Origin of the sequence: Streptomyces sp. MA5143a (assembly GCF_900290235.1) — a bacterium.
GTDB lineage: Bacteria > Actinomycetota > Actinomycetes > Streptomycetales > Streptomycetaceae > Streptomyces.
In genome coordinates this window covers 90978-112780 of record NZ_OLMK01000067.1, presented here as the reverse complement: position 1 = coordinate 112780, position 21803 = coordinate 90978, and the positions used below count along the sequence as shown (strand labels likewise).

Sequence of the window (21803 nt, the reverse complement as noted above, 5' to 3'; positions counted from 1 at the left end):
CTCGTGGGCGACCGCAAGAGAGCGAAACGAGGGAGCTGAACGTGATCCCCGGTGGTGGCCAGCCCAACATGCAGCAGCTGCTCCAGCAGGCCCAGAAGATGCAGCAGGACCTGGCGCGGGCCCAGGAGGAGCTCGCGAACACCGAGGTCGACGGTCAGGCGGGCGGCGGCCTGGTCAAGGCCACGGTCAACGGCTCCGGCGAGCTGCGCGCCCTGAAGATCGACCCGAAGGCGGTGGACCCGGAGGACACCGAGACCCTCGCCGACCTGATCCTCGCGGCCGTCCACGCGGCCAACGAGAACGCCCAGAGCCTCCAGCAGCAGAAGCTGGGCCCCCTCGCCCAGGGTCTCGGCGGCGGCTCCGGCATTCCCGGTCTGCCCTTCTGAGGCGACCCTCCCCTCCACCGACCCCATCCGTGCCCCGTACCGCCTTCCTCGGACCGGCGGCGGCCGACTACGGTACGTACGGAAAGACACCAGGAAGGACGGCAGTCCGTGTACGAAGGCGTGGTCCAGGACCTCATCGACGAGCTGGGGCGGCTGCCCGGCGTCGGTCCCAAGAGCGCGCAGCGGATCGCCTTCCACATCCTTCAGGCGGAGCCGACGGACGTACGGCGTCTCGCGCAGGCCCTGATGGAGGTCAAGGCGAAGGTCCGCTTCTGCGCGACCTGCGGCAACGTCGCGCAGGAGGAGCTGTGCAACATCTGCCGCGACACCCGCCGCGACCCGTCGGTCATCTGTGTCGTGGAGGAGCCGAAGGACGTCGTCGCCATCGAGCGGACCCGTGAGTTCCGGGGCCGGTACCACGTCCTCGGCGGCGCGATCAGCCCCATCGAGGGCGTCGGACCCGACGACCTGCGGATACGGGAACTTCTCGCCAGGTTGGCCGACGGTACGGTCACGGAGCTGATCCTGGCCACCGACCCCAACCTGGAGGGCGAGGCCACGGCCACGTATCTCGCCCGCATGATCAAACCCATGGGCCTCAAGGTCACCCGCCTGGCCAGCGGCCTCCCGGTGGGCGGCGACCTGGAATACGCGGACGAGGTGACCCTCGGCCGCGCCTTCGAGGGGAGACGATTGCTGGATGTCTGACGCCACGCTGCACGCGACCGGCCTGAACCCGGACGACTTCGCCGTCCAGATCGCGGACCAGATCGAGAGCTTCCTGGTCGCGGTCACCGAGGTGGCCAAGGGCGACGAGCCGGACTCGGCCGTGCCCTTCCTGCTGCTGGAGGTCTCCCAGCTCCTCCTGGCGGGCGGCCGCCTCGGCGCGCACGAGGACATCGTGCCGGACGAGCGCTACGAGCCCGACCCGGGCCCCGAGCAGGACGTCGACGAGCTGCGGGAACGCCTGGCCGCGATGCTCGACCCGGTCGACGTCTACTCCGAGGTCTTCGACCCGTACGAGCCCCGCAAGGCGCCCGTGCCGGCCCGCATCTCCGACGACCTCGTCGACGTCATGGCCGACCTCCGCCACGGCATGGCCCACTACCGCGCGGGCCGCACCACCGAGGCGCTGTGGTGGTGGCAGTTCTCCTACTTCTCCAACTGGGGCTCCACCGCCTCGGCGACCCTGCGCGCCCTGCAGTCCCTGGTCGCCCACGTCCGCCTCAACCAGCCGCTCGCCGAACTCGACGGCCTCGACACCGACCAGGAACTCATGGGCGACGAAACCCTGGAGTTCGAGGCGGGCAAGGTCATGGCGGAGGAGATCGCGGAACCGCTGGGGTTGCGGAAGGTCAAGTAGACCGCCGCCGTGAGGTAGTGGTGAACCGACCGGGCGCGGCATCAAGGAGTTCACGGCGGGAGTCGGACGCCCCGAAGCAGCGGGGCCGCCCGACTCCCGCCGTACGCATAGAGAAGCTGTGCGACTCACCGCCGCTGTTCTCTCACCGATTTGAGTGACTGCACTGCCGTACGCCCCTCTTGGCCCACACAATGCGCTTATGACACTCAAGCCTTGGGCGTGGGCCGGCCTCGCCATCGGTGGGCTCGGCGTGGCGACACTGATCTCGGTCGCCTTCGTCGATCTGGGTAAGGCGGACCAGATCGCCAGCGTGGCGGGCGGTTCGGTCGGCATGATCGGCTTCGTGCTCGCCCTCATAGTCCAGTTCGGCGGCTCGTCCCCGTCGACGGCACCGCCCACCCCGGTTCCGCCCGCCCAGCGCGGGGCGGTTGACGCCTCCGGCGCCGGGGCGATCGCCGCCGGCGGCAACATCGGCTCGGCCTCGACCGGGGGCGGCGCCACACCGCCGGCCGCGACGGTGCCCACCCCGTCCACGGCCACCCCCGCGGCCGGCGTGACCGCCTCCGGCGCGGGCGCGATCGCCGCGGGCGGCAACATCGGTACCGCTTCGACCGGCGGCTCCACACCCCCCGCCACCCCGGCCCAGACCCAGCCCACCCCGCCGCCCTCCGGTGCGCCCGGTCCCGGCGCCAGTGTGGCGGCCACCGGACCGAGGTCCATCGCGGCGGGCGGCGACATCGGCTCGGCGTCGACGGGGAACTGATGGACGTCGAGGCGTCGGGGGAGCGGGCCGTCGCGGCCGGAGGGTCGATCGGCATGGTGGTCACCGGGGACACCTTCCTGCGCGTCGATCGGATCACGGCCCAGCTGCCCGCCGAGGCGTACGAGCTTCCCGCGTGTACGACGCGCGTGGTCAACCTGCCGGACAGGCCGGATGTGTTCGTGGGTCGTGAAGCCGAACTCGACGCTCTGGACGCCGCGTTCGAGGGCGCCGATCAGGTCGTGGTCCACGCCGTGCACGGCCTGGGCGGCATCGGCAAGTCCACGCTGGCCGCTCACTGGGCCGCCGGTCGCGCGGACACCTGGAACCCGGTCTGGTGGATCAACGCGGAGACCCCTGCTGATCTGGACGCCGGCCTCGCCGATCTCGCGGTCGCGTTCCGCCCCGCCCTGGGCGACCAGCTGTCCCGCAGAGTGCTCCGCGACCTCGCTGTGCAGTGGCTGTGCACGCATGATGGCTGGCTGCTGATCCTGGACAACGTCGCCGACCCCGCCGATGTGAAGCCGCTGTTGGGGAGGGCCACGCGAGGACGTTTCCTGGTCACGACCCGGCGGGCGGAAGGCTGGCGGGGAATCGCGGAGAAGCTGCCCCTGGATGTTCTGACCCTGCCGAAGGCGGTGGAACTCTTCGCCGCCGTGCACGGCCGACCGTTCGGCCGTAGGGACGACGACGGCACGGATCTCGACGACGTAGGCGAACTCTGCCGTGACCTCGGATGCCTCCCGCTGGCCGTCGAACAGGCAGCGGCGTACTGCCGGGAGGCGGCGATCACGCCCGCGCGGTATCGGCGGCAACTGGCGGAGTATCCGCAACAGTTGCTGGCCCAGGCGCCCGAAGGCGGACGCGCCGTCGCCCGCGTCTGGCGCGTGACGCTGGACCGGCTGGTGGACACCCCGTTGGCCGGGGAGATCCTCCGGGTGATCGCGTGGTGGGCACCGGACGGCATCCACCGGTCGTATCTGGATCCGCTCGGCAGCCCTCCCGAGGTGACGGAGGCGCTTCGCAGACTGGCCGCCCACAGCATGATCACGCTGCATGGGGACGAGATCTCCGTCCACCGGCTCGTCCAGGCGGTCGCCCGGGCCGCCGATCCGGCCGACCCTCACCGGCTGCCGGAGTCCGTGGTCGCTGCGCGCGAATCGGCGGCGACGTTGCTGAACGGACCGACGGGACCGACGGAGGACAGCGCGCGAGCCATGCAGACGCGCTGGTACTCCCATGCGGAGGCGTTCCTGGGGCATGGCGAACCCGATACGGAACAGAGCGCGCTGCTGTTCGTCACGGTCGTACGGTGGCGTTGCGTCTTCCACGAGGAGGGAGGCGTCGCCGCGCTGTGGCATGCGCTGGGAGTCGCCCGACGGGTCTGCGGACTCGGCCATACGACGACCCTGCTGGCCAGGGAGAACGTCGCTGAGGAGTACCTCGCGACAGGTCAATGGGTACAGGCCCAACTGCTGCTGAGGCAGAACATGTTCACGGCGTACCGGCGGCTTGAGCGGGCACACCCGGTGCGGATCATGGCTTACGCCCGACTGGCCGGACCGATGCTGAGGAAGGGCAACGCCTTTGCCGCGCTGGGCACTCTGGACCGTGCGCTGCGCAAGGCCGAGCGGGCGCTGGGCCCCGACCACGACGTCACCGTGCGGATCGGAATCATGCTGGCCAAGACCGCGACGCATCTGGGCCGGATCTTTCCCCGTCGATACGCCCCGCGTGTCATTCCCCAGGTGGAGAGGTTGCGCGCCCGGGCGGACATCGCGAGTGACGCCGCCTTGCTGTTCACGACATACCTGGTGAGCCTCCATACCAGCACCGGAGACCACGAGCGGGCCGTGCGCACGACAGTCGACTTCGCCGACGAACTGGCCGGGACGCACGGCGAACGGCATGTGTCGACGCTGTACGCCCGAGCCGAGCAAGTGTCGACGCTGGAGGCATACGGGGAGACCGACCTCGCCCGCGCGGTACTCGATCCGTTGCGCGCGGACTGGGAGGAAGCCGTCGAGGACACCCGGCTACCGGCGTCCTTGCGCGAGGCGATGACGCGGATGCTGAGGACGCTCCTGCCCCCGCGCACGGACTGAGAGCCGACAGGCCGCGTTCTCGATTCGCGGCTGGCTTGAGCGGATCGCAACCGTTCCTTTCCCGGTAGCGTGTCCAAGGACCCCTAAGCCGTACCGATGCCTCGCCCTCCCGCCAAGGAACCGGAGTCACCGACGTGACCGTCCTCCTGCTCCTTCTCATCGCCGTGGCTCTGACCGCCGCCGTGCTGGGCCCCCGTGCGCTGCTCCGGGCCGGGTGGCCGGAGCGGGAACCCGTGGTCGCGTTGTGGGCGTGGCAGTGCCTCGTCGCGGCGGCGCTGCTCAGCTGCCTCGCGGCGCTCGTGCTGGGCGCGGCTGCCGTGTTCGAGACGGTCCGGACGCATGCCTTCGCGCCCGCGCCGGCGGCCGTGACCGCCGCGTACGACCTGACGGCCGCGCCGCCCTGGACGGCCGTCCTGACGCTGCTGCTGGCCTGCGGGGCCGCCTGGAGCGGGGCCATGCTCGCCCGGGAGGTCGTCGAGGCCCGGCGCCGCCGCCTCCTGCGCCGCGCCCATCTGCGTGAGCGCGCCCCCGATCTGCCGGCCGGCCTGCCCGACGCGCAGGGCCCCCTGCTGGTGCTGGAGGACGAGTACCCGGACGCCTGGCTGATGCCCGGCGCCCCTCCCCGACTGGTCGTCACCACCGGCGCGTTGGGCAAGCTCACCGACCGTCAGCTGGACGCCGTACTCGCCCATGAACTCGGCCACGCCCGCGCCCGCCACGACTGGCTGCTCCACCTCTCCACCGCCCTCGCGACCGGCTTCCCGCGCGTCCCGCTCTTCGCGCACTTCGCCGACCAGACCCACCGTCTCGTCGAACTCGCCGCCGACGACACGGCGTCGCGTCGCTGCGGCCACCTCACCACCGCGCTCGCGCTGATCGAACTGAACCAGCACCGGGGCGTGTTGAGCTGCGCCAACACCCGCCGACTGCTCGGCGACCGCGTCGAGCGGCTCCTGTCGCCGCCGCCCCGCCTGGACCGGACCCGCCGCGCGGCGACCACGACCGCCGCCGCGCTCCTCGCCCTCCTCCCGCTCCTCATCGCCTTCGCACCGGCGCTGGGGACGCTCTAGGGGGTGTCGTCCAGGGATGCCCCTCAAGCCGCCCGCTCCCGCAGGAAGTCCATCAGTACGGCGGTGAGTTCGGCGGGGTTGTCCTCCTGGACGAGGTGTCCCGCGCTCGTGATCGGCTCGAAGCGCGCGCCCGGGATGCGCGCGGCCAGTTCGCGCCCCTTCGCCAGGGGGATCCAGCCGTCGTCCTCGCCCCAGCACACCAGCACCGGGATGCCGATCTCCCCGTACCGGTCCTGGATCTCGTCGGTGTGGGCCTGGTCCGCCTGGGCGATCTGCCGGTAGAAGGCGGGCTGCCCGTGCTCGCCGAGCCACGGTTCGACGAGCCGGTCGACGACCGCCGGGTGCAGTCCGGGCCCGCCGACGGAACTCACGTACTCCCGCACGAGGGCCCGGTGCAGCGCGGACGGCAGCTGTTCGAAGACGTCGGCGTGCCGGCCGAGCAGCCGGAAGGAGGGGGAGCCCCACGGCGCGAGCGCCACGGGGTCGACGAGGGCCAGCGCGCGGTAGCGGGCCCCGTGCAGCAGATGGGCCCGCAGCGAGACCGCCCCGCCGAAGTCATGGGCGACCATGGAGGGTTCGCGAAGCTCCCACCATGTCAGCAGCTCGGCGAGGACCCGGCCCTGGGCGGCCAGGGAGACGTCCTGACCGGTGTGCATGTCCGACTCCCCGTACCCGGGCATGTCCCACACGAACACCTGGTACCGGCCGGTGCCCGCCAACGCCTGGGCGATGCCGCGCCAGACGTAGGAGGAGAAGGGGGTGCCGTGACAGAGCACGACCGGGTCCTGCCCGTCCTCCCCGACCCTGCCCCACCGCACGTCCCCCGACGTACTCCGGAAAGTCTCAGTCAGCAGCACTTCGCTCATGGATGTCTGCTTACCCCGGTGAACGCCGCCGTCACTGCGGCGAGCGGCAACTCCAGTGCGTCACAAGGGCCTTCAGGCGTTCGGGCCCCGCACCGAGGGTGACCGGGGCGTCGCGGTGCGTGCTTTGTACGATCCCTGTCCCGCCGCTGTATCTGCGTTGCACGGACCCTAACCGGCTCCCCGCGAATCTGGAGTCACTTCCACCGCACACGAGGCGGAGGCAGGAGAACCCCACATTCGCACAGGAGTCAACGATGACCCGCAAGAACCGCATACGCGCCGCCATCGTCACCGCCACCGCTCTCGTCACCGCCGCCACGGTGACCGCCGGCGTCAGCATGGCCGGTGGCGAGTCCGCCCCGAAGAAGCCCTCCAAGAAGGAGATCGCGGCGCTCTTCGACGGCTGGAACAAGTCGCTGCAGACCGGGGACCCGAAGAAGGTGGCCGACCGCTACGCGAAGGACGCGGTTCTGCTGCCGACCGTCTCCAACAAGGTCCGCACGAACCGCGCCGGAATCGTCGACTACTTCCACCACTTCCTGGAGAACAAGCCCAAGGGCAAGAAGATCCAGACGATCATCAACGTCCTGGACGGCAACTCCGCGATCGACGCCGGTGTCTACCAGTTCACGCTCACCGACCCGAAGACCGGCGACAAGCGTGTGGTCAAGGCCCGCTACACATACGAGTACGAGAAGCGCGGCGGCGTCTGGAAGATCGTGAACCACCACTCGTCGGCGATGCCCGAGGGCTGATCACCGGCACCCGTACCGGTGGCTGAGCCACCCCCCGGCTCAGCCATCACCCGGCCCGACCGCCTCCGGTTCAGCCGCCCCCGTGTCGCGCCGCCCGCAGGGTGAGCGCGACGCACAGGCCGCCGCCGGGCGCGTCCTTGAGGATCACGGTTCCGCCGTCGTCGGTGACGAGTTGCTTGACGACGGCGAGACCGAGGCCCGAACCGGACCTGCCGGTGAGACCCTGACCGCGCCAGAAGCGGTCGAAGGCGCGGGACTTCTCGGCGTCCGACATCCCGGGCCCCTCGTCCAGCACCGACAGCACCACCTCGTCGCCCCTGCTCTCCACCCGCACGGTGATGGTCGCACCGTCGGGTGAGACCTCCAGGGCGTTCGACAGCACGTTGTCCAGGACCTGGTCCAGATGACCGGGACTGGCCAGCACGAGCGGCCGGCCGTCGGCACTCCCCCTGAGCGTGATGGTGACTCCGCGCTCGTCGGCGGCCGGTCTCCACACGTCCAGACGTTCCTGGATGACGTCCCGGAGGGACAGCGGTTCCGCCGCCGTGACCTTCGCCTCGGCCCGGGCCAGCACCAGCAGCCCGTTGACCAGCCGGCTCATCCGGACCACCTCGGCGGTCGCCTGCTCCACGTCCTCCCGTACGAATTCGTCGTCCACGCCGTCCGCGATGTTGTCCAGCGACAGGCGCAGCGCCGTCAGGGGGGTGCGGAGTTGATGGGAGGCGTCGGCGACGAAGATGCGCTGCGAGGCGATGAGCGTGTCGAGTCGCTCGCTCGCCTGGTTGAGGGTGCGCGCGAGGGTCTGTGTCTCCTGCGGGCCGGTGATCGCGGAACGCGCCTTGAGGTCGCCGTCGCTCATCTTGCTCGCCATCTCGTTGAGCTGGCGCAGGGGAGCGGTCAGCCGCCGTGCGGCGAACACGCCGATGCCCGCGGCGGCCAGCAGGACGAGCACGGCAAGGCCCGCCCGGAAGCCCCAGATCTGCCAGAGCCGGGCGGTGAGGTGGTCGGTGGAGAACTTGATCCGGACGGCGCCGACGACATCGGCCGTCGGCTTCTTTCCCGCCGCCCGCGTCCCGTCCCCGGTGTCGTCGGCCGACTCCTCGCCGGTCGCGGGGCGTTCGAAGGAGGGGACGGTGACCACCAGGTTCTTGCCCCAGATGAAGTCGGAGCCCCAGTCGACGGTCTCCTCGCCCCGGTCCAGGGCCCTGGTCAGTGCCGCGTCCGGCGTGGGCCGCCGCAGCGTCTCCCGTACGCACCGGTCCGTGGCCGAGACCTCGACCTTCTCCTGCTTCGGATAGGCCCCGGCCATCTTCGCCAGCGCCTCGCAGGAGGCCACGTCACCGGCGCCGAGGAGGCGGGCCATCGTCCTGGCCTCGCGGGTGATGGACGCCCTGGTGTCGTCCCGCAACTGCTTGGTGAGCGTGAACGCCACCGGCACCGTGAACAGGGCGATCGCCACCGCCACGAGCAGCACGTAGCTGCGGATGAGCTGGCGGATCATGACGCGCCGCTGCTCCCGCTCGCACCGCCGAACGTCCCGCCGCTCCCGCTCGCGCCGCCCACGGCACCGGCGTTCTCGTCGGCGCCGTTCACGATGAGCCGGAAGCCCACCCCGCGCACCGCCTCGATGGTGATCGCGCCCGCGAGCTTGCGTCGCAGCGCCGCCACATGGACGTCGAGCGTCTTCGTCGGGCCGAACCAGTTCGCGTCCCAGACGGCCTCCATGATCTGCTCGCGCGACATCAGCGCGCCCGGCTCCTCGGTGAGGAACGCCAGCAGGTCGTACTCCTTGGGGGCCAGCCCCACCTCCGCGCCGTCCAGGTGCACCCGCGCGGCCTTGCGGTCGATGGTGAGCCGGGAGCCGTACCGGTCGGGTCCGGCCGGCGGCGCGTCCGCGGGGCGCGGCTGCACCCGGCGCATCACCGCCCTTATCCGGGCGATGACCTCGCGCACCCCGAACGGCTTGGAGACGTAGTCGTCGGCGCCGAGTTCGAGGCCCACCACCCGGTCCGTCTCGTCGCTGCGGGCGCTGATCACGATGATCGGCACGGCACTGCCGGCCCGCAGCGCCTTGCAGACGTCGAGCCCGTCGGTGTCGGGCAGCCCCAGATCGAGGAGCACCACGTCGTACGGGCCGTCGTACGTCAGCGCCGCCCCGCCCGTGGACACCCACTCCACCTCGAAGCCGTATCGCTGCAAGCCACGCCGGAGCGACTCGGCCACCGGCTCGTCGTCTTCCACCAGAAGTACGCGCACAGGCGAACCATAATCGTTGAACTTTAAGGCGGTCGGTCGGCCAGCCCCCGTTCCGGCGGGGCGGGCACCGGCAGGGAGGGGTGCGCGCATGGTGGAGGCGTCGGGGGAGCGGGCCGTCGGGCTCGGCGGGAGCGCGCGCAATGTGGCCACGGGCGACGGCGCCACCCAGATCGACATGCGGATCGAGCAGGCGACCGTCCTGCCCGCCGAAGCGTTCGCACCGGTCGGGGACTTGCCGGAGAGGCTGCTCAGAGTGCCGTCCCGGACAGGGCTGTTCGTGGGCCGGGAGCGGGAACTGGGGCTGCTGGACGAGGCGGTCGGCGCGCCCGGACGCCCGGCCGTGGTCGCCGTCCACGGACTCGGCGGCATCGGCAAGTCCACCCTGGTCGCCCAGTGGGTGCGGAGGAACGCGGCCGACGCCAACCCGGTGTGGTGGATCACCGCCGACAGCCCCGCCGCGATCGACACCGGTCTGACCGAACTCGCCATGGCCATGGAACCCGCCCTGGCCGACGCCCTGCCGCCGCACGTCCTCAGGGAGCGGGTCCTGCGCTGGCTGGCCTCCCATGACGGATGGCTGCTCGTCCTCGACAACGTGAGCGAGCCGGCCGACGTCGAGCCCCTCCTGGAACGGGCGCCGAACGGCCGTTTCCTCATCACCAGCCGCCGGGCGACCGGCTGGCACGGTGCGGACACCGTCGTGGACGTCGACGTCCTCGACGCGGCGCACGCGGTCGAACTGTTCGAGCGTGTCTGCCCGGCGGGCGGCGTACGCGTTCCCGAGCTCGTCGCCGAGCTGGGCAACCTCCCCCTCGCCGTGGAACAGGCGGCGGCCTTCTGCCGCGAGTCGGCCACCTCGGCCGAGCGGTACCTGGACCTGCTCGCCGCGTACCCGGCGGACATGTTCGCGGTGTCCGCCGAGGGCGGGGACCCGCAGCGGACAGTGGCCCGGGTCTGGCGTGTGACGCTCGACCGGTTGGAGGAGGGCGACCTCACGGCGGTCGTGCTGCTGTCCGTGCTCGCCTGGTACGCGCCGGACGCGATCCCGCGCGGCATGTTGGAGGCGTCGGCGCAGCCCGTGGTCCTCGCCAGGGGCCTCGGGCGGCTCGCCGCGCACAGCATGATCTCGCTGCACGGCGACGCCGTCTCCGTCCACCGGCTGGTGCAGGCCGTCGTCCGCACGCCCACCGGGACGGAACAGGCCGAGGCCGAGTTCATCGCCCTCACCCGGAACCAGGCGATCCGTCTGCTGCACGCCGCGCTCCCCGCCGACCACGAGGACGTCGGCGCCCTGCCCGTCTGGCGCGCGCTGCTGCCCCACGTCCAGGCCGTGATCGGCCATGTGCCGCCGGAGGACGACACCGACGAACTCGGCCGGATGGCGAACGAGGCGGGGATGTTCCTCTTCGGGCAGAAGGACGTCCGGGAAGCCGTCCGTCTGCTGGAGCGCGCCCACGGTGTCGCGGTGCGGTTCCTGGGGCCCGAGCACCACAGCGCGCTCGTGGTGGCGAGCAACCTGGCGCTGGCGTACGCCGAGGCCGGCGACACCGGCCGTTCCCTCGGCCTGATGCGGTGGGTCCGCGAGGTCGGCGAGCGGGTGCTGGGCGCGAACACCCCCGAGTACGCGGTGCTCCTCGGCAATCTGGGGTCGGTGCACTACGCGGCCGACGACCTGGACACGGCGACCGAACTGCACGCCCGGGCGGTGGAGATCCTGCGCCATACCGTCGGCCGCGACGACCCCCGGACCTTCCGCGCCCGCGGCAACCTGCTGAACGACCTGATCACCGCAGGGGAGGGGGCGCACGCGGTGCCCGTGCTGGAGGAGTACCTCAAAGACTGTGTACGTCGCCACGGCGAGGATCATCCGGCGACGCTTCAGGCCCGCAACAACCTGGCCGGGGCCTACCAGTCCTCCGGGGACCTCGAACAGGCCATCGATCTGCTGCGGCGCAACGTCGCCGACCGCGAGCGCCTCCTCGGCCCGGACCACCCGCAGACGTCGCTGTCGCTGAACAACCTCGGCGGGGCGCTCCTCAGGGCCGGCCGGGCGGCCGAGGCGGTCACCGTGGTCGAGCGGGCCCTGGAGGCGTACGAGCGCTCCCTCGGCGCGGACCACCCCCACTGCCGGAAGGTGCGGGACAACCTGGAGGACGCGCGGCGGGTGGTTCGCGAGGGGACTGCGCCCCCCGAGTGACCTCGCCCACTTTATGACTGCGGCGTGCCCGGGGCGGGCAGGGACCACCCCGGAGCGGCCTGGCCACCGACGGTCTCCCGGCGAAGAAGCCGGGGTGAAATCCGGCGGCGGCCCGCAGGAATCCGAGGTGATCGAAGGGTGAGCGGGACATCTCACCATGCGGGAGCCCGGAGGCGGGATTCGGCCGCTCGATAGACTGAGCCGACCGCAGTACCTGTGTATGTGCGGATAAGGGACGAAACCGAGCGAGGAGCGCACGTGGGCCTTGTCGTGCAGAAGTACGGAGGCTCCTCCGTAGCCGATGCCGAGGGCATCAAGCGCGTCGCCAAGCGGATCGTGGAAGCCAAGAAGAACGGCAACCAGGTGGTTGTCGTGGTCTCCGCGATGGGCGACACGACGGACGAGCTGATCGATCTCGCCGAGCAGGTGTCTCCGATGCCTGCCGGACGTGAGTTCGACATGCTGCTGACCGCCGGAGAGCGTATCTCCATGGCCCTGCTGGCCATGGCGATCAAAAACCTGGGTCACGAGGCCCAGTCGTTCACCGGTAGCCAGGCAGGCGTCATCACCGACTCGGTCCACAACAAAGCCCGGATCATCGATGTCACGCCGGGCCGTATCCGGGAGTCCGTCGACCAGGGCAACATCGCCATCGTCGCCGGTTTCCAGGGCGTCAGCCAGGACAAGAAGGACATCACCACGCTGGGCCGCGGCGGGTCGGACACGACCGCGGTCGCGCTGGCCGCCGCGCTCGACGCCGAGGTCTGTGAGATCTACACCGACGTCGACGGTGTCTTCACCGCCGACCCCCGGGTCGTGAAGAAGGCCCAAAAGATTGACTGGATCTCCTTCGAGGACATGCTGGAGCTGGCCTCGTCCGGCTCCAAGGTGCTGCTCCACCGCTGTGTCGAGTACGCCCGCCGCTACAACATCCCGATCCACGTCCGCTCGTCCTTCAGTGGACTCCAGGGCACGTGGGTCAGCAACGAGCCAGTCGTCGGAAAGACGCAGCAGCAAGGGGAACAGAAGGTGGAGCAGGCCATCATCTCCGGTGTCGCGCACGACACCTCCGAGGCCAAGGTCACGGTCGTCGGTGTCCCGGACAAGCCGGGCGAGGCCGCCGCGATCTTCCGCGCCATCGCCGACGCCGAGATCAACATCGACATGGTGGTGCAGAACGTCTCCGCCGTGACCACCGGTCTCACGGACATCTCCTTCACCCTCCCCAAGACCGAGGGCCGCAAGGCGATCGACGCGCTCGAGAAGAACAAGGCCGGCATCGGCTTCGACTCCCTGCGCTACGACGACCAGATCGGCAAGATCTCCCTGGTCGGCGCCGGTATGAAGACCAACCCCGGGGTCACGGCGTCCTTCTTCGAGGCGCTGTCCGACGCGGGCGTGAACATCGAGCTGATCTCCACCTCCGAGATCCGCATCTCCGTCGTGACCCGTGCCGACGACGTCCCGGAGGCCGTGCGCGCCGTGCACACCGCCTTCGGACTCGACTCCGACAGCGACGAGGCCGTCGTCTACGGAGGCACCGGCCGATGACGGTCCGTTCGTACGGTCCGTACGGCGGCGGCACCGGCCGTTGATGGCCGTCGCCGCCGGGCGGACCGGCAGGCCGACGCTCGCGGTCGTGGGGGCGACCGGGGCCGTCGGCACCGTCATGCTCCAGATCCTGTCCCACCGCGCGGACATCTGGGGCGAGATCCGGCTGATCGCCTCCCCCCGCTCGGCCGGCCGCAAGCTGGCCGTGCGCGGGGAGGAGGTCGAGGTCCTCGCCCTCGCCGAGGAGGTCTTCGACGGGGTCGACGTCGCCCTGTTCGACGTGCCCGACGAGATCGCGGAGCGCTGGGCGCCGATCGCGGCGGCCAAGGGCGCGGTGGTGGTGGACAACTCGGGCGCCTTCCGGATGGACCCGGAGGTGCCCCTCGTCGTCCCCGAGGTCAACCCGCACGCCCTGCGCGTCCGGCCGCGCGGCATCGTCGCCAACCCCAGCTGCACCACCCTGTGCATGATCGTGGCCCTGGGCGCGCTGCACGCCGAGTACGGGCTGCGCGAGCTGGTGGCCTCCTCGTACCAGGCGGTCAGCGGCGCCGGCCGGGCCGGCGTCGACACCCTGCGCCGGCAGATCTCCCTCGTCGCCGGTACGGAACTGGGCACCAGCCCCGGTGACGTACGGCGGGCCGTCGGCGACGACACCGGGCCGTTCCCGGAGCCGGTGGCGCTGAACGTGGTGCCATGGGCCGGGGAGGCGCGCGCGGACGGCTGGTCCTCGGCGGAGATGAAGGTCCGGGACGAGACCCGCAAGGTCCTCGGCCGGCCGACGCTGCCGGTCGCCGTGACCTGCGTACGGGTCCCCGTCGTCACCGCGCACGCCCTGACGCTCCACGCCCGCTTCGAGAGCGAGGTCACCGTCGCCAAGGCGCGGGAGATCCTCGCGACCGCGCCCGGCGTGGTCCTCTTCGACGACCCCGGGGCGGGGGAGTTCCCCACCCCCGCGGACGTCGTGGGCACGGATCCCACCTGGGTCGGCCGGGTCCGCCGCGCCCTCGACGACCCCACCGCCCTCGACTTCTTCGTCTGCGGCGACAACCTCCGCAAGGGCTCCGCCCTGAACACGGTGCAGATCGCGGAACTGGTGGCGGGCGCGCGGGCCTGAGGGTCCTTGGGGGAACGGGTGCGAGGGGGGCCTTGTGGCCCGGGGTGCTCGGAGGCTTCGTGGGCCAGGTGGTCCGGGGTGCGCTCGGCCCCCGTCCGTTGGCTGCGCTCCTTTCCCCGTCCCGGTGGCCCCGGCGTCCATCCGTTGTTGTCCCGGGGTGCACCGTTTCTTGGCTCCGCGTGCACCGTTCCCCGAATTCCTCGCGCTGCCACCGGCGTTGGGATAGACCGGCTGTCACGGCCTGCGGGCGCCGTCGGCTGCCGTCGGCGTTGTCGGTGGTGGCGTGTAAGTTCTTCGAGTCGGCGGTTCGTCGGACGAAGGATTTCCGGCCGGACAGCTGTGTGATTTCCGGGTTGATTCAGGCCTCCCGGAGATCGAGGATTTTGCTCCCCGTCCTCCGCAACCGCGCGGCGGACGGGGAGCGTCTTTAACGAGCGCCCTTCGGCGGGGCTGGGCGCGCACGGACTCGGGGCATAGGGGAAGAGCTGGTACGCATGAGGGCGTTCGACGCGCTGTCCGCTGTTCGGTCGGCCGTGCGAGAGGCGCGGGGCGCGCGGCCATACATATGCGCCGCACGAACAGGCACTCGATCTGACGCAAAAGTGATGCCTGTCGCGTACAACCCCGACGGGGGGATACGGGTCCAACAGGCGTGGCAGAGGTACTCGACTTCACCGCGGTACAGACGAGGGGCACCGCCCTTCGTCCACCCCGCCGTCCCCGCATGCCCGGTCCGCCCGGCGGCATGCCGGTGATCGCGCCCATGCCCGCGGCGCGGCCCACCCGCATCCCCAGCCAGCGCGACGGCGCGGAGGACACGACGACACTGCCGGCCTCCGGCACGACCGTCGACCATCTCACCGAGACCTACCGCGCTCACTACCGCTCGCTCCTCGGCCTCGCGGCCCTCCTCCTCGACGACACCGCCTCCTGCGAGGACGTCGTGCAGGAGGCCTTCATCCGCGTGCACTCCGCGCGCAAGCGCGTCCGCGACCCGGAGAAGACGCTCGCCTATCTGCGCCAGACGGTCGTGAACCTCTCGCGTTCCGCGCTGCGCCGCCGCATCCTCGGTCTGAAGCTGCTGTCGAAGCCGATGCCGGACATGGCGAGCGCGGAGGAGGGCGCCTACGACCAGCTGGAGCGCGACTCCCTCATCAAGGCGATGAAGGGCCTCCAGCGCCGTCAGCGCGAGGTCCTCGTGCTGCGCTACTTCGCCGACATGACCGAGGCACAGGTCGCCGAGACCCTCGGTGTATCGCTGGGCTCGGTCAAGGCGTACGGCTCCCGTGGCATCGCGGCACTGCGCGTCGCCATGGAGGCGTCGGCATGAGCGGCGACGCCAGGGGCGACAGGCACGACACGCACGACAGGCACGAGGGGCACGACGAGCTCGGCGCCCGCAGGCGGGCCTCCTGGGGCCGCCGGGACGACGAGCGCACCGAAGGGCAGGAGCGGGACCGGCGCGTCGGGGGGCGCGGGCTCGCCGAGCACGAAGACACGCAATCGCACGCTGGGAACGGAACTGTGAATCACGGCCCCGAAGAACAAGGCCCCACCAAGGGTCAGGATCTCGAAGGCCGCGGTCCGGACGAGCCGGCTCCGGACGCCATGCGCGCGGACGAGCCGACCCCGGGGAAGACGCACACCGACGACGGCACGGAACCGGACGGGACCGTCTCGGACGACGTCGCTACGGGCGAGGACGATGTGGCTTCGAGCGACAGCGCCACGGGCGAGGCGGGCTCGGGTGCGGCGCACTCGGGCGACGCGGATGAGCTGAACGACGACGCGCACGACCTGAACGACGCGCACGGCTTGAACGACGCGCACGACCTGAGCGATCTGAACGACCTGGGCAATCCGCGCGGTCTCAACGGCACGAAGCCGTCCGGGGCGGCGGCGGACCTGCTGTCCTTCGGCCTGTCGGAGGCGGCGCCGGGATCCGGGGCCGGGGCGGCCGGTTCCGGTCCGAAGGGGCCGGACGGTGCCGGTTCCAAGGGGCTCGGCGGGTTCGACTCCGACGAGCTGATGCTGCGCAACCTGCTGCATCACGCCGTCTCGGAGATCGAGCCGCGTGACGGCACCCTGGACCACCTGCGCCGGGCCGTACCGGCCCGGCGGGCGCGCAAGCGTCAGGCCGTCGTCGGGATGGCGGCCGCCGCGCTCTTCATCGGCACGGCGATCCCCGCCCTCGTGCACGTCTCCAACTCCACCGGCTCCGACGCCAACCCGTCGGTCGTCGGCCATGGCTCGGCGACCCACGGCAGCGAGGGCCAGTCCAAGGGACAGACCGGCGGCAGCGGTTCGTCGGGCGGCACCTCCGGCGGCTCCAAGGACACCGGCAAGGGCAGCGGCAAGGGCAAGGGCGACAAGGGCAAGGGCTCGTCCGCCGGGGTGCCCGGCGGCACCGAGGCGACGCCCACCACCGCGAGCGCGGCCCTGTGCACGTCCGCGCAGCTCAGCGGCGTCGGCAGCGTCGGCTCCCCGGACTCCGGCGGCGCCGTCTACGGCAGCTTCCGGGTGTCCAACGTCTCCGGCTCCAGCTGTACGGTCACAGGCGCGGGCGCGGTGAGCGCGTCACCGCAGGGTGCCGCGGACGCCGCAAAGATCACCGTGGCGAACCATGTCTCGGGCGACGCGGCCACCGGACTGCCCGACCCGTCGCTGGCCCTGTCCCAGGTGGTGCTGGAGCCGGGGGCCGCGTACGAGGTGCGGTTCGCCTGGGTGCCCTCCGAGCCCTGTCCCACCACGAGCGGCGGCACCACGGACGGCGGCACCGGCGGTACGGATCCGAGCCCGGACCCGACGCCCACCGAGGAGGACCCGGGGGCCACCGCCGACGGCGGCAGCTCGATGTCCACCCAGCTCGTCAGGGAGGACGGTGTGGCCGACGGCAGCGTCGTCATCTCCCACACGGCGGAGGGCGGCGTCGGCACGTACTCCACCGGCGTCGGCAACGCCTGCGCGGGCACCGTCTACCGGACGGGCCTCCTGACGGCGTCCTGACACCCGCCCCGCCCGCCCTTCACTTCCTGGGCGGGCCCGGCGTCACTGGGCGGGTTCCGCTTCGCGGGAGGGGTCCCGCTCCTCGCCGGAACGGCCTGCCTCCGCCCCCTGGCCGTCCCCGGAAGCACCGCCGTCCCCCTCCGGGAGCAGCCCCAGCTGTTCGTCCCGGAGGAACTCGATCTCACGGCGCAACAGCCGGAACCACATGAAGACGACGAAGCCGGCGAAGACGAACCACTCGCCGGTGTAGCCGAGGTTCTGGAACGCCTTGAGGTCGAGCCCGCTGTCCTGCGGCGCCGTCGCCGGCACGGCCTTCATCCCCGCGTCGCCCTTGTCGAGGGTGACCCACGCGTCGTACAGGTCGTCAGGCACCAGGTTCACCAGCGTCGCCGCGCTGATCGCCCCCGTCTGGCCGGCGGGGAGACCGCCCTGCACGGGCACACCGTTGGAGCCGGGCGTCTCGGACGCCTGGAGCGAGCCGGTCACGGTGACCTCGCCGGTGGGCGCGGCCGGCGCCCGGTCCGGGTCCGCGGTGCCGGGCAGCCAGCCCCGTACGACCGGCAGTGACTTGCCCCCGTCGGTGCGCAGCAGCGTCAGGACGTAGAACCCGTCCTTGCCGTCCAGCTCGCGGTGGGGAACCAGCAGCTGCTCGCCGTACCGGCCGGTCGCGGTGGCCAGTTCGCCGGAGGTCTCCTTGTCGACCGGCAGCAGCTGGTCCAGCGGGCGGGCCGGGGCCCGGTCCGCGGGGTCGACGCGCTCGGTCGCCGTGCGGTGGTCCTGCATGCGGTCCTCGAACCGGCTCAGCTGCCACGACCCCATGAACACGCAGAAGGGGATGGCGAGCAGCACGAAGACGTTGATCCCCCACCATCGGGGCGTCAGCAGAAACCGGTACACGCCTTCCACCGTACGGTGCCCGCACCGCCCGCCCGGCCGCGGGGTCGGCCGGGCGGGCGGCCACGCGGCGGGGCGGTTCAGTACCGCTCGACGAGGTGCTCCCGGCCCGCCGGAGGCTTGTACGGCTCGGGCCAGAAGTCGGTGACGGAGGTGATCCGGCCGTGCGCGTCCCCCGTGAAGAAGGAGACCGCGTCCATCTCCTCCGGCCCCACCGCCACGCGTATCCAGCTGACGACCTGCCCGGGCTCGGCGACGATCCGCTCGACGCCGGCGTGCCAGTCCGCCGGGTAGTCGCGGTTGAACCGCACATACCGCTCCCGGCCCCGGATCCGCTCCCTCGTCTGCGGCAGCTCGTACACCACGTCCTCGGCCAGGGTGTCGGCGAACGCGTCCCAGTCGCGGGCCTCCGCGCTCGCCCAGTACGTCTCGACCGTCCCGCGCAGCACGCCCGCCGGGGTGTCCACCGTCGGTACGCCGCTCGTCGAGGCCGTCGGCACGCCGCTCGTCGAGGTTGTCGGCACATCGCTCGTTGAGGTCATGCGGCGAGTCTGCACCCGGCCACTGACAATCGGTCCGCACCGCCCGGACATCCGGTCGCGACCCGACTGCGCGGTAGCCCCGCGCCATCCGGTCGTGGTCCGGCCGCGGTCGGGCTCGACCTGCGCGTTCACAGGTTGTCCACAGCGCGGGAGCGGCGCCGGGCGGAAGTTTTCCACAGGCTGGGGGCCTCGCCGACGCAATGTCCGACGGTCGGGGCAATATGGGGCCATGACTGAGAGCAACGGGTCCACCCCGCAGCAGCAGAGCGGGTCCATGCCCGACTGGGAGAAGAGGTTCCGGGCGCCGAGGGTGTCGCTGCCGGACTGGGCGGAGGACGCGCCGCACCGCTCGCTGTTCGTCTCCAACGCCACGGGGACGTACGAGTTGTACGCGTGGGACCGGGCGACCGGCGAGCAGCGCCAGGCCACGGACCGGGCCAACGGGACGACGGACGGGGTGCTCTCGCCGGACGGCGAGTGGATCTGGTGGTTCGACGACAAGGACGGCGACGAGTTCGGCGTCTGGCGCCGCCAGCCCTTCCAGGGCGGCCCCGACGAGGAGGCGACGCCGGGCCTGGACGCGTCGTATCCGGCGGGCCTGGCCATCGGCCGCGACGGCCTCACGGCGGTCGTCGGCCGCTCCACCGACGAGGACGGCTCGACGATCCATCTGGTCCGGCGGGGTTCGGCCCCCGTCGAGATCTACCGGCACCGTGAGTCGGCCGGCGTGGGTGACCTCTCGCACGACGGCTCGCTGATCGCCGTCGAGCACACCGAGCACGGCGACGCGATGCACTCGGCGCTGCGCGTGGTCCGCCCGGACGGTACGACGGTCGCCGAGCTCGACGACACCAAGGGCGGCACGATCGAACTGGGCCTGGAGGTCCTCGGCTTCGCCCCCGTCGTGGGTGACACCCGACTGCTCATCGGGCACCAGCGCCGGGGCCGCTGGGAACCCCTCGTCTGGGACGTGGTGTCCGGCGAGGAGACCGACCTCGGTCTCGCCGACCAGCTGGAGGGGGACCTGAGCGCCGAGTGGTACCCGGACGGCTCCGCGCTGCTCGTCGTCCACAGCTTCGAGGCCCGCAGCGAGCTGTGGCGCTACGAACTGGCGACGCGTCGTCTGGAGCGCGTCGAGACCCCCAGGGGCACGGTCTCCGGGGCCACGGCCCGCCCCGACGGCAGTGTGGAGTACCTGTGGTCGTCGGCCGCCGAGCCGCCGGTCGTGCGGTCCACGACGGGTGGCGTCGTCCTGGACCCGCCGGGCCTGAAGTGCCCGGGCTCGGTGCCGGTGGAGGACGTGTGGGTGGACAGCCCCGGCGGCCGGGTGCACGCGCTCGTGCAGCGCCCGGTCGGCGTGTCCGGCCCGTATCCCACGCTCTTCGAGATCCACGGCGGCCCCACCTGGCACGACAGCGACTCCTTCGCCGCCGGCCCGGCCGCCTGGCTCGACCACGGGTACGCGGTGATCCGCATCAACTACCGCGGCTCCACCGGCTACGGCCGCGCCTGGACCGACGCCCTCAAGCACCGGGTCGGCCTGATCGAGCTGGAGGACATCGCGGCCGTCCGCGAGTGGGCGGTGAGCAGCGGCTTCGCCGACCCCGACCGCCTCGTCCTGACCGGCGGCTCCTGGGGCGGCTACCTCACCCTCCTAGGCCTCGGTACCCAGCCGGACCTGTGGAGCCTCGGCATCGCCGCCGTCCCCGTCGCCGACTACGTCACCGCGTACCACGACGAGATGGAGGCGCTGAAGGCGATGGACCGCACCCTCCTCGGCGGCACCCCGGAGGAGGTCCCCGAACGCTTCGCGGCGTCCTCCCCGCTGACGTACGTCGACGCGGTCAAGGCCCCGGTCTACATCTCCGCAGGGGTGAACGACCCGCGCTGCCCCATCCGCCAGATCGACAACTACGTCGACAGACTGGTGGCCCGCTCCGCCGTCCACGAGGTCTACCGCTACGACGCGGGCCACGGCTCCCTCGTCGTCGACGAGCGCATCAAGCAGCTCCGCCTGGAACTGGACTTCGCCGCCCGCCACCTGGGGGTGGATGCCTAGAGCCTGACGACCCCCACCGACCACGCGCGCTGCTCACCGCTCACCGCGTGCGGCTGACCGCTCACCGCGTGCGGCTGACCGCTCACCGCGTGCGGCTCACCGCTCACCGCTCAGGCGGCCGCCAGCGCCGTAGGCTCCCGGGACTCGGCGGGGTCCCGGGGTGCCTCGGCCGCCATGAGCAGCTCCACGAGGGTCGCCCGGGCCCGGGCGACCCGTGAGCGCACCGTTCCGACGGGGCACGCGGTCAGCCGCGCCGCGTCCTCGTAGGGCAGCTCCAGCACCTGCGTGAGCACGAACGCCTCGCGTCGCTCGTCGGGCAGCGCGGCCAGGAGATCGGCCAGCGCGATCCCGTCGTCGAAGCCGGGCAGCCCGCTCGGCTGGGCTCGTTCCACGGCCAGCCGCCAGTCCGGTACGTCGGCGGGCCGGGGCCGGGCCGCCGCGTACCGGAAGCTGTCGGTCACCGCCCGCCGGGCGATGGACAGCAGCCAGGTCCGCGCCGAGCAGCGGCCCTCGAACCGGTGCAGGCTGCCGAGCGCCCGCAGGAACGTGTCCTGGGCCAGGTCGTCCACCACCTGGGGATCGGCACCGAGATGGGCGACGAAGCGGCGGACGTCGCGGTGCAGGGCGCCGACGAACCGCTCGACGGCCTCCGGGTCACCGCCGCGCGCGGCGAGCGCCCAGGCGGTGATCGACTCGTCCCTCGACGCGTTCGCCGAACGGGCGGCCCGGGGCGCCGGGGCCGACGCCGGGGCCGAGCCGGCCACCCGGGGTGCCGGTACCGAACAGGCCGTCTGGGGTGCTGGGGCCGAGTCGGCCACCCGGGGTGCCGGTACCGAACAGGCCGTCTGGGGTGCTGGGGCCGAGTCGGCCACCCGGGGT

Annotated in this window: 19 protein-coding genes; 13 read left to right on the top strand and 6 right to left on the bottom strand. The window is 71.9% G+C overall.

Annotation, left to right across the window (positions count from 1 at the left end; all coding sequences use genetic code 11):
* Positions 1 to 41 precede the first annotated feature (41 nt).
* From SMA5143A_RS27115 to SMA5143A_RS27090, 6 genes are all read left to right on the top strand, one after another.
* Entirely contained in the window at positions 42 to 386 is a 345-nt protein-coding gene (locus tag SMA5143A_RS27115) for a YbaB/EbfC family nucleoid-associated protein (protein ID WP_079058472.1), read from the top strand.
* 108 nt (positions 387 to 494) lie between these two features.
* Positions 495 to 1094, top strand: coding sequence for a recombination mediator RecR (recR, locus tag SMA5143A_RS27110; protein WP_055536881.1), 600 nt, complete (start codon positions 495 to 497; stop codon positions 1092 to 1094).
* Positions 1087 to 1749 (top strand): DUF5063 domain-containing protein, encoded by a 663-nt coding sequence (locus tag SMA5143A_RS27105; protein ID WP_107465442.1) that lies wholly within the window; start codon positions 1087 to 1089, stop codon positions 1747 to 1749. The genes recR and SMA5143A_RS27105 overlap by 8 nt, the downstream gene beginning before the upstream one ends.
* 199 nt (positions 1750 to 1948) lie before the next feature.
* Positions 1949 to 2512 carry a hypothetical protein gene (locus tag SMA5143A_RS27100; protein WP_181362035.1) on the top strand — a complete coding sequence of 188 codons (564 nt, stop codon included), beginning with the start codon at positions 1949 to 1951 and terminating at the stop codon, positions 2510 to 2512.
* Positions 2512 to 4614, top strand: a complete 2103-nt coding sequence (locus SMA5143A_RS27095; protein WP_107465441.1) for an ATP-binding protein — start codon at positions 2512 to 2514, stop codon at positions 4612 to 4614. The genes SMA5143A_RS27100 and SMA5143A_RS27095 overlap by 1 nt, the downstream gene beginning before the upstream one ends.
* Before the next feature lie 134 nt (positions 4615 to 4748).
* Positions 4749 to 5684, top strand: a complete 936-nt coding sequence (locus tag SMA5143A_RS27090) for a M56 family metallopeptidase (protein ID WP_107465440.1) — start codon at positions 4749 to 4751, stop codon at positions 5682 to 5684.
* Between the two features lie 23 nt (positions 5685 to 5707).
* On the opposite strand, the gene SMA5143A_RS27085 is transcribed toward SMA5143A_RS27090, so the two are convergent.
* The gene (locus SMA5143A_RS27085) at positions 5708 to 6550 is read right to left on the bottom strand and encodes an alpha/beta fold hydrolase (RefSeq protein ID WP_107465439.1); all 843 of its coding nucleotides are present in this window, start codon (positions 6548 to 6550) and stop codon (positions 5708 to 5710) included.
* Positions 6551 to 6804: 254 nt separating this feature from the next.
* On the opposite strand from SMA5143A_RS27085, the gene SMA5143A_RS27080 reads away from it, so the two are divergent.
* A complete protein-coding gene (locus tag SMA5143A_RS27080; protein WP_107465438.1) occupies positions 6805 to 7305 on the top strand; it encodes an SgcJ/EcaC family oxidoreductase in 501 nt (166 codons plus the stop codon).
* Positions 7306 to 7375: 70 nt separating this feature from the next.
* On the opposite strand, the gene SMA5143A_RS27075 is transcribed toward SMA5143A_RS27080, so the two are convergent.
* Positions 7376 to 8806: a sensor histidine kinase gene (locus SMA5143A_RS27075; protein ID WP_107465437.1), complete on the bottom strand. Its 1431-nt coding sequence runs from the start codon at positions 8804 to 8806 to the stop codon at positions 7376 to 7378.
* Positions 8803 to 9561: a response regulator transcription factor gene (locus SMA5143A_RS27070; RefSeq protein WP_107465436.1), complete on the bottom strand. Its 759-nt coding sequence runs from the start codon at positions 9559 to 9561 to the stop codon at positions 8803 to 8805. The genes SMA5143A_RS27075 and SMA5143A_RS27070 overlap by 4 nt, the downstream gene beginning before the upstream one ends.
* An 88-nt stretch (positions 9562 to 9649) precedes the next feature.
* Between SMA5143A_RS27070 and SMA5143A_RS27065 the strand changes: the two genes are divergently transcribed.
* The 5 genes from SMA5143A_RS27065 to SMA5143A_RS44150 all read left to right on the top strand — a co-directional run bounded on the left by SMA5143A_RS27065 (position 9650) and on the right by SMA5143A_RS44150 (position 17429).
* Entirely contained in the window at positions 9650 to 11758 is a 2109-nt protein-coding gene (locus SMA5143A_RS27065; RefSeq protein WP_107465435.1) for a tetratricopeptide repeat protein, read from the top strand.
* Positions 11759 to 12016: 258 nt separating this feature from the next.
* The gene (locus tag SMA5143A_RS27060) at positions 12017 to 13309 is read left to right on the top strand and encodes an aspartate kinase (protein ID WP_107465434.1); all 1293 of its coding nucleotides are present in this window, start codon (positions 12017 to 12019) and stop codon (positions 13307 to 13309) included.
* Between the two features lie 43 nt (positions 13310 to 13352).
* Positions 13353 to 14423, top strand: coding sequence for an aspartate-semialdehyde dehydrogenase (locus tag SMA5143A_RS27055; RefSeq protein WP_107465433.1), 1071 nt, complete (start codon positions 13353 to 13355; stop codon positions 14421 to 14423).
* 724 nt (positions 14424 to 15147) lie between these two features.
* Positions 15148 to 15753: a SigE family RNA polymerase sigma factor gene (locus tag SMA5143A_RS27050; RefSeq protein WP_107465432.1), complete on the top strand. Its 606-nt coding sequence runs from the start codon at positions 15148 to 15150 to the stop codon at positions 15751 to 15753.
* Positions 15750 to 17429: a hypothetical protein gene (locus tag SMA5143A_RS44150; protein ID WP_258193771.1), complete on the top strand. Its 1680-nt coding sequence runs from the start codon at positions 15750 to 15752 to the stop codon at positions 17427 to 17429. Before SMA5143A_RS27050 ends, SMA5143A_RS44150 begins: the two co-directional genes overlap by 4 nt.
* Positions 17430 to 17471: 42 nt before the next feature.
* On the opposite strand, the gene SMA5143A_RS27040 is transcribed toward SMA5143A_RS44150, so the two are convergent.
* Positions 17472 to 18326 carry an SURF1 family protein gene (locus SMA5143A_RS27040; protein WP_181362033.1) on the bottom strand — a complete coding sequence of 285 codons (855 nt, stop codon included), beginning with the start codon at positions 18324 to 18326 and terminating at the stop codon, positions 17472 to 17474.
* A 77-nt stretch (positions 18327 to 18403) separates the two neighbouring features.
* Positions 18404 to 18865, bottom strand: coding sequence for a nuclear transport factor 2 family protein (locus tag SMA5143A_RS27035; RefSeq protein WP_107465430.1), 462 nt, complete (start codon positions 18863 to 18865; stop codon positions 18404 to 18406).
* Between the two features lie 229 nt (positions 18866 to 19094).
* On the opposite strand from SMA5143A_RS27035, the gene SMA5143A_RS27030 reads away from it, so the two are divergent.
* Positions 19095 to 20924, top strand: a complete 1830-nt coding sequence (locus SMA5143A_RS27030; protein WP_181362032.1) for a S9 family peptidase — start codon at positions 19095 to 19097, stop codon at positions 20922 to 20924.
* Between the two features lie 110 nt (positions 20925 to 21034).
* On the opposite strand, the gene SMA5143A_RS27025 is transcribed toward SMA5143A_RS27030, so the two are convergent.
* Positions 21035 to 21688, bottom strand: a complete 654-nt coding sequence (locus SMA5143A_RS27025; RefSeq protein WP_107465428.1) for a sigma-70 family RNA polymerase sigma factor — start codon at positions 21686 to 21688, stop codon at positions 21035 to 21037.
* Between the last annotated feature and the right edge of the window lie 115 nt (positions 21689 to 21803).

Bases quoted from the DNA above. Each gene is read 5' to 3' on its own strand.
- SMA5143A_RS27105 (WP_107465442.1), top strand. From the start codon at position 1,087: ATGTCTGACGCCACGCTGCACGCGACCGGCCTGAACCCGGACGACTTC.
- SMA5143A_RS27100 (WP_181362035.1), top strand. From the start codon at position 1,949: ATGACACTCAAGCCTTGGGCGTGGGCCGGCCTCGCCATCGGTGGGCTC.
- SMA5143A_RS27095 (WP_107465441.1), top strand. From the start codon at position 2,512: ATGGACGTCGAGGCGTCGGGGGAGCGGGCCGTCGCGGCCGGAGGGTCG.
- SMA5143A_RS27085 (WP_107465439.1), bottom strand. From the start codon at position 6,550: ATGAGCGAAGTGCTGCTGACTGAGACTTTCCGGAGTACGTCGGGGGAC.
- SMA5143A_RS27080 (WP_107465438.1), top strand. From the start codon at position 6,805: ATGACCCGCAAGAACCGCATACGCGCCGCCATCGTCACCGCCACCGCT.
- SMA5143A_RS27075 (WP_107465437.1), bottom strand. From the start codon at position 8,806: ATGATCCGCCAGCTCATCCGCAGCTACGTGCTGCTCGTGGCGGTGGCG.
- SMA5143A_RS27065 (WP_107465435.1), top strand. From the start codon at position 9,650: ATGGTGGAGGCGTCGGGGGAGCGGGCCGTCGGGCTCGGCGGGAGCGCG.
- SMA5143A_RS27055 (WP_107465433.1), top strand. From the start codon at position 13,353: ATGGCCGTCGCCGCCGGGCGGACCGGCAGGCCGACGCTCGCGGTCGTG.
- SMA5143A_RS27050 (WP_107465432.1), top strand. From the start codon at position 15,148: ATGCCCGGTCCGCCCGGCGGCATGCCGGTGATCGCGCCCATGCCCGCG.
- SMA5143A_RS44150 (WP_258193771.1), top strand. From the start codon at position 15,750: ATGAGCGGCGACGCCAGGGGCGACAGGCACGACACGCACGACAGGCAC.
- SMA5143A_RS27035 (WP_107465430.1), bottom strand. From the start codon at position 18,865: ATGACCTCAACGAGCGATGTGCCGACAACCTCGACGAGCGGCGTGCCG.
- SMA5143A_RS27030 (WP_181362032.1), top strand. From the start codon at position 19,095: ATGACTGAGAGCAACGGGTCCACCCCGCAGCAGCAGAGCGGGTCCATG.